At 40.5% G+C, this 3,310-nt stretch carries 5 protein-coding genes and 1 pseudogene; all 6 read left to right on the top strand.

From position 1 onward, the window contains the following. Positions 1-103: 103 nt before the first annotated feature. Complete coding sequence (locus tag ABUA47_RS22625; RefSeq protein ID WP_004320634.1) at positions 104-694, top strand: hypothetical protein; 591 nt, start codon at positions 104-106, stop codon at positions 692-694. 104 nt (positions 695-798) lie between these two features. After that, positions 799-1,500, top strand: a complete 702-nt coding sequence (locus tag ABUA47_RS22620; protein WP_007480240.1) for a PoNe immunity protein domain-containing protein — start codon at positions 799-801, stop codon at positions 1,498-1,500. A 9-nt stretch (positions 1,501-1,509) separates the two neighbouring features. Continuing rightward, the gene (locus ABUA47_RS22615) at positions 1,510-2,031 is read left to right on the top strand and encodes a hypothetical protein (RefSeq protein ID WP_007480238.1); all 522 of its coding nucleotides are present in this window, start codon (positions 1,510-1,512) and stop codon (positions 2,029-2,031) included. Between the two features lie 85 nt (positions 2,032-2,116). Continuing rightward, positions 2,117-2,314 (top strand): hypothetical protein, encoded by a 198-nt coding sequence (locus ABUA47_RS22610; RefSeq protein WP_055295418.1) that lies wholly within the window; start codon positions 2,117-2,119, stop codon positions 2,312-2,314. A 10-nt stretch (positions 2,315-2,324) separates the two neighbouring features. After that, complete coding sequence (locus ABUA47_RS22605) at positions 2,325-2,876, top strand: hypothetical protein (protein WP_004326093.1); 552 nt, start codon at positions 2,325-2,327, stop codon at positions 2,874-2,876. A 30-nt stretch (positions 2,877-2,906) separates the two neighbouring features. Beyond that, positions 2,907-3,310 (top strand): annotated as a pseudogene (locus ABUA47_RS22600) (AraC family transcriptional regulator); the annotation flags it as partial.

The following is a 3,310-nucleotide window of genomic DNA, read 5'->3' as shown; positions in this document are numbered from 1 at the left end:
ATTTGAAGCGAGTGCGATAGAATATATTACTAACAAACCGGGATAACGGACTAACGTCGTTCCCCGCTTAGCCATTAGCAACAATCAAATCATTATCGTTATTATGGATATAGAAAGAATACTTAAAACAAGAGAAAATGCAATATACTATGGCATTGGTGAATACCAAAAAGACTGCTTTGGTTGGGTTGGTGGAAATGCTCCAGCTTGTTTTGATGATAAGTATTTATCGGACAAAGATAATCTCTATTTTTATCTAACATTTCAAAACCCTCTAAATCCGAACAAGCAAATATCTATTTTCACTCCGGATTTTGATATTGCATTGGAATATAACACATATCCCGATTGTAAATTGTTGTTGGTTGAACATGAATTAAGTAGCCAAAGTAAAAGTGATAGATATAAACACCCCGAAATAGATGAAATTTATTCAATATACGAAATGAGTACGGAAAAAGATATGCCTGAAAAAAATTGTGCAATCAAGTTTGGGGGTAACGTAATGCCTATTCAATGGGGATTAGATAATGATGGTAAAGTGGTTAAAGATGGAAATAGCTTCATTTTTCAAATCAACGAAATTTGCATGAAAGATATTTCCGTTTTCATGGCTGGCTGTATATATGTTTATGGAAAAATTGAAGGTAATAAAGTCACAAATCCATTTGTGGCATACTGGGAATATTCCTAATAACGATAAAATGATTAATTATTTCAAATAGGTTGCTAACAACGAAAGATAGCATCTGACGATGCTCCTTTCTAACCATTAACATCAAAAAGCAGTGTACCATAATGGAAACAAGAGATAAACTTTTTACAGAAGAACAGTATTTGAAGCAACTGAAAATGTATGATGAAGATATTAGTTATTATGAACAAATGCATCTTTCAGGAAAACATATAGGTTACGATTCTTTGTTCAATTATAGGCTTCGTTATTTATTAGTACAGTATTCTATGGGACAGGATATTGATAAGCTGAAAAACAATTATGTGAAAGCCCTCAAAACAATGCCGAGATTTTGGACGGACAACGGATTTTATATTGAAATGTTGTGGCTTCTGTCAATAGGCATTATGTTGGATTACGAAGACGACCTTATACATGGTCTGGTGCAACTGATAAAAGACAGAGAAGCTAAAGACTATATTTATGATACATTGATTAGATACAGATTTCCTGATTGGGAAAGGACAACAAACCAAGTATTATATCCGTCACCCTATCGAATTGCTATCACTGTTACAGAGTTGGCTGAACAAGACAAAGCAGAAGCGGTGAAACGATTGGAAAAATACCTCAAAAAAGAATGGTATCGAGGACATTCTGATTTATCTTGGCATGACGACCATAAATATGGTATCAACCATGACGGTTATTGGTGTTTTGAAAGCGGTGCATTGGTCAAGGTCTTGGGGCTGGATGATAGCAGCCTGAAAGGGTTGCCCTACTATCCATACGACATGGTACACTGGAATGACAATATTAAATGAAGAAAAGGTATGAGTTACTCTGTTTGTGCATATTTGACAGAAGCCGATAAGGTAAAGTCTGTTTATGGAACTTGTGATAATCAGCTTATAAACCAATTAAAGGTTGCGTTGAAGCAGGAACTTGACACTCTGAACGATTATTTCAGCGATAGCCTGAACACGGATAAAGATGCTTATGCAGCGTTGGCAGATATAGTGAACGGAGAAATCCGTTATCCCGAAATTGCTTTCATGTACGGGTATGTATATGAAAAGATTTGCAACCATTATGGAACGCAAATCTACTGTGCGGAAAACCTTTGGCAATTGGATAGCCAAAGTACATTCATCCCTATTCCATTGAGCAGTGATTTTCCCTATATCATCAGCATACCCGTTTCAGATTTGGAGAGCAAGCGGACGGAATACACCTCACTACAAGAGGGTAACGGTATCGGAGATTATGATTACGAGCAGGAAATGGACGACTTGAATTTCATTTTCGATGAAGCCGTTGAAGCGCAAAAAGACCTTGTTATTATGGTGTATTGATATGGTACACTGGAATGAGAATAAAATATGATGTTAACGAAGCAGGATAACGGACAAGCCGTTCCCTGCTAAACCATTAATCAATATGAGTAACCTTATCACAGTAAATAGATTTGGAAAAGTTCTGATATGGGTATGGAACAGATGTATAAAGAAAACTGCCATTCCTTATGAAGAACTTGATTTCCATTACCCCGATTGGGCTTTCATTATTACAGGTTGTATCTTTTTCGGGGTTGTGGTAGGTGTTACCCTGTTTTATTTTGCTTTTATAAAACAATAGACTATTTACAATGAAAGCCCGACTTAAATACCCGATATTCAGCTTTGCCCCCAAAGGCAACATGATATACGTGTTTCGCAAGGAAGAACTGTACACAACGACCAATACCGAGTTGTTGAAGAAGCGGAAGAACTACATTGTAGTGGATGCAACCGGGACGAAATATGTTGAAAAGGGGGCGCACAAAGTGAAGTGGCAAGGGATATTCGGATATTGTATCAGGATGCAGGGACGTGTGATTTCCATTGAATACGAGTACGGGGACAACCCCGAACCGTTCCCACTACGAAAACTGCAAGAACTGGTAGCGGAACGATACCCCAAGACACGGTGGTTCAAGGAAGAATGCTGGAACAGCGCAGACGAGTTCCGGCAAGCGATTTTCGCCTGCAAGACCTTTGAGGAAGTGGCGGACATACTGATGCCCGAACGAAAAACGAGCGTTTGGCAGCGCATTGAAGAATATTTCCTGCGGGCAGGTTTTCTTATGCTTGCCGCCATGTTCCTTTATCACGTGGTTTGGCGGCTAATCCAAAAGTTTTGGCTATGGGCTACCGGGTAACGTACAGAAAACAAATCAATTTATTCAGATATGGAACAACGGATTACATCATTATTGCTTCCCGCTCCCGAAGCGGAGTTGGAAGCGTCCTGCAAGGAACTGGACGAAAAGGTAACATGGCTGCTGCACAACAGCCGGAAAATGGACAACTACTTGGAACTTGAACCGTTCAGCAAGGACGTGCGGCTGTGCGCCCACGTGTGCGACACGCTCAAAAGCCTGCCGGAAACGCCGACACTGGCGGCATACAAGGACTACAAGGCAATCATTATCCTGCTGGGTATGTCCACCACCCATTACGCCATACTGGACGAACTGGCGGAACAGCACCGCAAGCGGGACGAGATACCCGAACTGACCGCCTACTGCGATGCGCTCCACTGGATGCGACCGGGACGGCAGTACCTCTGCAACGTGTACAACACGGTATGCCA

Origin of the sequence: Bacteroides sp. RTP31139st1_H2_RTP31139_211217 (assembly GCF_040227615.1) — a bacterium.
Classification (GTDB): Bacteria; Bacteroidota; Bacteroidia; order Bacteroidales; family Bacteroidaceae; genus Bacteroides; species Bacteroides uniformis.
Note: the sequence above shows the minus strand (reverse complement) of the source record. Positions and strands in the feature narration are given on the sequence as shown.

What these genes read in the sequence shown, in the direction of transcription:
- ABUA47_RS22625 (WP_004320634.1), top strand. Translation starts at nt 104, where the DNA reads ATGGATATAGAAAGAATACTTAAAACAAGAGAAAATGCAATATACTAT.
- ABUA47_RS22620 (WP_007480240.1), top strand. Translation starts at nt 799, where the DNA reads ATGGAAACAAGAGATAAACTTTTTACAGAAGAACAGTATTTGAAGCAA.
- ABUA47_RS22615 (WP_007480238.1), top strand. Translation starts at nt 1,510, where the DNA reads ATGAGTTACTCTGTTTGTGCATATTTGACAGAAGCCGATAAGGTAAAG.
- ABUA47_RS22610 (WP_055295418.1), top strand. Translation starts at nt 2,117, where the DNA reads ATGAGTAACCTTATCACAGTAAATAGATTTGGAAAAGTTCTGATATGG.
- ABUA47_RS22605 (WP_004326093.1), top strand. Translation starts at nt 2,325, where the DNA reads ATGAAAGCCCGACTTAAATACCCGATATTCAGCTTTGCCCCCAAAGGC.